A 4580-nucleotide genomic window follows, 5' to 3' on the forward strand; every position below is an offset into this window, starting at 1 on the left:
ATAAAAAAGTGATAGAAAGGTTATTCTCGTTTTTCAAAACTATATTTCATTCATTTTTTTATTCATGAGATATTATTGTTTTTAAATGAATTCATATGCCCTTCGGGGAATCTTGATAAAAAAAACGAATCAAAAAAAATCAAGTCTATGCTTACAAGTCGGTCAATAACGGCTTACTCGCTAAATGCTTTAGAACATTCGCATATGAAATGCGAACATAAATCATTTTTAACGCTCTTTACGCCGAATTGACACTCGACTCTTCAGCAATGACGATTTATAAATTCATTGTTAAAAAAGGATTTGAATATTGAGAAAGGATGAAAACGTAAAACGTAAAGCGAAGAACGTAAAACGTAGCAAAAACCTAATTTTCTCTTGTGGTTAGAGAAATAATGTGTTAAAAAGTGTTAAATTCCTGTATCGGTGTATATCGAAAATGTCACTTTTCTGTATCGGCTGTGTATCCGCGCTGTATCCATTCTGTATCCATTGTATATCCGTTCCGTATGGTTTGTTCGGTCTTCGTGTATCGGTATGTAGGTGTTAGATATGAGATATTAGATATTAGATATGAGTATTGAGAGGGTGGTGAAATGTACAGATTAGATGTTAGATATTAGAATTGTAAAATGTATAAAGTAAAAAGTAGATGTTAGATATGAGATATGAGTATTGAGAGAGGAGGTGAAATGTACAGATTAGATGTTAGATATTAGAATTGAGATTTTAGATTTATGAAATGTATAAAGTAAAAAGTAGATGTATTTGATATTTATGAATTTACAAATTATGGGAGGAGAAATTCTTCACCCTAGCTAAAAACTGTAGTTTAGATTTTGTTTAGGTAAAAGCAAAAGAGAAATAAAAGTTTATTTCTCTTTTTTTTTGTTATTTCACTAAATGGGTAAGAATACCTCTGATAATATCGTGTTGTAAATATAGGTTTCGCTTGCCTATTTGATATACGTTAAAATACTTTTTTAAGCGATACCTTCGTAAGGTGGATTTTGAAATTTGTAATAGGGTTGTTACTTGATGTTCTTCCATTAAAATGGAATCGTTGAATTGGATAATATTATTTTTCCAATCTTGTTCCAATTTATCTATTTTTTTGATAATAGAATTGAACCATTGAACCGAAAATATAGTTTTATCGTTCATAATTTTTTGTTTTTAAATTGATTCTTGAAAATCGAGAGGATTAATGTTATACACGTCGCAAAACTCTCTTAGACTTAACATGTCGTCTTTTGATTTACCAACTTTATTTTTGGCTTTTTGTAATAAGCGAAGACTTTGCCTGTAACTTCTTCCGGTGGCATTTTGAATGTCTTTCGCATAAATGATCATTCTTTTGTTTTTTTTCATATTTCTTTTTTTTTTGATTGTGGAATTAAATTAAATAGAACTATATAGCTTGTTGTTGTTGCTGGTATTATTTGTTTAGTTTTTTTAGAAAATGATCTATTTTTCTAAAAATTATTGTTGTTGTATGACAAAAAGGGATAAAAATGTATTTTTTTGATTATAAATGACATTTGGTTTATGGTGACTTGTTTTATATGGAAATAGATTAGAATTTTATGAAAAGTTTATGCAGAGTTGACTTATAGTATGAGGATTATGAGATGAGTAATGTGGAGATAGTCGACAGATAAAATGACTAACAACTATAAAAAAATAAAAGATGGATTTAGTTTTAAAAAGAAAATATTTACCTGATGGAACCAATGGACAGCTTTGGTTACAGCAACAACTGATTTGCATGACAATTGAGTTACCATGGAAAAACAATTTGAAACGCAAATCATGTATTCCTGAAGGTAAATATCCACTAAAGAAGCGATTTAGTAAACGTTTTGGGTGGCATGTATGGATTGATTTGGTTCCAAATCGATCGTTGATTTTATTTCATCCAGCGAATGATGCACTAAAGGAGCTGAATGGATGTATAGCTCCAGTTACTTCTCTGCAAGGAGAAGGAAAAGGTATTGACTCTCGTAAAGCATTTGAACGACTGAAAACAATCGTTTATGAGTATTTACAGAGAGGTGAACAGGTATTTTTACATATTAAAAAATAAACGTTATGAATATAGTAGAACGTTTGCAATTGCCAACCCCTAAGTTATTTCAACGTATTCGTACAATAGGATTAGTCGCTGCTAGTATTGGTGGTGTATTGATTGCCGCTCCTGTTGTATTGCCAGCACTATTGGTGCAATTAGGTGGATATTTGGTTGTGACGGGAGGTGTTTTAACAGCCGTAAGTCAATTAACTGTTGACCATGATGTTGTTGATGAATCCGATGCCGCCTCACGATCACACGAAGTTTAGTGTGATTTGTGGAGCTATGTGCGGTATGTATGCGAGTATACAATGGCAGGATATTATTTCGACAATTTTACTTTCGCTCGTAGGGGCATTAAGTAGTTTTTGTCTTTCGCTGTTGTTGCAAAAATTGAAGAATGAAAATTTAATGTAATTGTTAAAGGCTACCCAGTAGATGGGTAGTTTTTTTGTTGTGTAAAAGTAGATGTGGGAATTGAGATATTCGATATTAGATATTAGATATTAGATATTAGATGTGAGAATTGAGGGGTTGTAGAATGTAGTATGTATTATGTATTATGTAAAAAGTAGTTGTTAGATATGAGATATGAGATATGAGATTTGAGAAGTGAGATTTTAGAGTTGTATTATGTACAAAGTAGTATGTATTTGAGATTAAGACTAAGGTTGAGAAAGAGGATTGATTTTAGATGTGAGAATTGAGATTTTAGAGTTGTGAAATGTATTATGTATTATGTATTATGTAAAAAGTAGTTGTTAGATATGAGATATGAGATTTGAGATTTTAGAGTTGTATTATGTACAAAGTAGTATGTATTCAGATTAAGGATGAGGTTCTGAAACGAGTTTAATTAATATAAAGGATGAAAAACCGGCATTAAAACTCTCANNTTAAAATCTTTAGTGAAATGAAAACATTTTTAGTAGAGAGGTTTACGGCCATGACTTTTTGGTTACTTTTTAGTCAAGTAAAAAGTGACATTAAAGAATTTTTAATCTCAAATGTTGTTAAAAAGGAATTTGAATATTGAAAAAGGATGAAAAAAACCGGCATTAAAACTCTCACGTTAAGAAAATGTTTGAGAGAGTATTGATAAGATTTTTTATTTTATGAAGTTTTATGATAAACTAATGAAGCAAAAATCATAGTTTTATCATAAATTTGCTCAACAAAAACAACTATAAAATGGCTGAAAAGATATGGTTATCTTCTCCTCACATGGGGGGAAATGAATTAAAATACATTCACGAAGCATTCGATGCAAATTGGGTTGCACCACTAGGACCTAACGTCAATGGTTTTGAAGCAGATTTAGAAAATTTCTTAAATGCAGATGTAAAAGTTGCAGCATTATCTGCTGGTACAGCGGCAATTCATTTAGCTTTGATTGAATGTGGAGTTTCACATGGTGATGAGGTAATCTGTCAATCGATGACATTCTCAGCAACAGCAAATCCAATTGCTTATCAAGGTGCTACACCTGTTTTTGTAGATTCTGAAAAAGATACATGGAACCTTTGTCCAATTGCATTAGAGGAAGCGATTACAGATCGTATGGCAAAAGGAAAAAAACCAAAGGCGATATTAGCTGTTCATTTGTACGGAATGCCTTATAAGGTTGATGAAGTACATGCTATAGCTGAAAAATATAACATTCCTGTGATTGAAGATGCAGCAGAAGCATTGGGTTCTACGTTCAAAGGTAAAGCTTGTGGTACGTTTGGTCGTTTTGGAGGTTTGTCGTTTAATGGAAATAAAATTATTACAACTTCTGGTGGTGGAGCATTAGTTTGTCAAACACAAGAAGATAAAGATAAAGCAGTCTTTTTAGCAACGCAAGCACGTGATAACGCACCACATTATCAACATTCGCATATTGGGTACAATTACCGTATGAGTAATATTACTGCGGGTATCGGTCGTGGACAAATGGAAGTTCTACCAAGTAGAGTGGAAGCTCGTCGCGCAATGAATCAATTCTACCAAGAGTTGTTTGCGGATATTGATGGCGTAGCGGTATTTACAGAACCAAGTTCTGATTATTTCTCTAACCATTGGTTGTCAGCGATTTTAATAGATCCAAAAGTAGCAGGGAAAACGCGCGAAGATTTGCGTTTAGCTTTTTTAGAAGATGATATCGAATCTCGTCCATTATGGAAACCTATGCACATGCAACCTGTTTTTGCTGATGCACCTTATTATGGAGGAAAAGTAGCAGAAGAATTATTCGAAAATGGATTATGTCTTCCTTCTGGTTCTAATTTAACAGATGCAGAGCGCGAACGAATTACAGCTAAAGTAAAAGAAGTATTTGGGAAATAATTTTCAAAAATAAGATATCAATCAAATCCTCCTAAGTTTCTTAGGAGGATTTTTTTATTAAATATGAAATAAATTTCTTATTAAAAAGTGTATTTGAAATAGAAAAAGGATATAGATATAGGCATTAAAACTCTCACGTTAAGAAAATGTTTGAATGTAACGTTAAAAAGGTTTTAGCCCG

General features: G+C 32.0%; 4 protein-coding genes. 3 read left to right on the plus strand and 1 reads right to left on the minus strand.

Translation table 11 applies throughout. The features are described from left to right. Positions 1 to 1176 precede the first annotated feature (1176 nt). Positions 1177 to 1371 carry a hypothetical protein gene (locus B3R94_RS11740; protein ID WP_291076735.1) on the minus strand — a complete coding sequence of 65 codons (195 nt, stop codon included), beginning with the start codon at positions 1369 to 1371 and terminating at the stop codon, positions 1177 to 1179. Positions 1372 to 1690: 319 nt separating this feature from the next. Between B3R94_RS11740 and B3R94_RS11745 the strand changes: the two genes are divergently transcribed. The 3 genes from B3R94_RS11745 to B3R94_RS11755 all read left to right on the plus strand — a co-directional run bounded on the left by B3R94_RS11745 (position 1691) and on the right by B3R94_RS11755 (position 4399). Then, positions 1691 to 2086 (plus strand): DUF5675 family protein, encoded by a 396-nt coding sequence (locus B3R94_RS11745; RefSeq protein ID WP_038337107.1) that lies wholly within the window; start codon positions 1691 to 1693, stop codon positions 2084 to 2086. A 29-nt stretch (positions 2087 to 2115) separates the two neighbouring features. Further along, positions 2116 to 2340, plus strand: a complete 225-nt coding sequence (locus B3R94_RS11750; protein WP_286495829.1) for a hypothetical protein — start codon at positions 2116 to 2118, stop codon at positions 2338 to 2340. Between the two features lie 922 nt (positions 2341 to 3262). Continuing rightward, positions 3263 to 4399 carry a DegT/DnrJ/EryC1/StrS family aminotransferase gene (locus B3R94_RS11755; RefSeq protein ID WP_291100974.1) on the plus strand — a complete coding sequence of 379 codons (1137 nt, stop codon included), beginning with the start codon at positions 3263 to 3265 and terminating at the stop codon, positions 4397 to 4399. Positions 4400 to 4580 lie beyond the last annotated feature (181 nt).

It is taken from the genome of Empedobacter sp. UBA7611 (assembly GCF_002484365.1).
GTDB lineage: Bacteria > Bacteroidota > Bacteroidia > Flavobacteriales > Weeksellaceae > Empedobacter > Empedobacter falsenii_B.

Coding starts and splice junctions, on each gene's coding strand:
- B3R94_RS11740 (WP_291076735.1), bottom strand. CDS start 1,371: ATGAAAAAAAACAAAAGAATGATCATTTATGCGAAAGACATTCAAAAT.
- B3R94_RS11745 (WP_038337107.1), top strand. CDS start 1,691: ATGGATTTAGTTTTAAAAAGAAAATATTTACCTGATGGAACCAATGGA.
- B3R94_RS11755 (WP_291100974.1), top strand. CDS start 3,263: ATGGCTGAAAAGATATGGTTATCTTCTCCTCACATGGGGGGAAATGAA.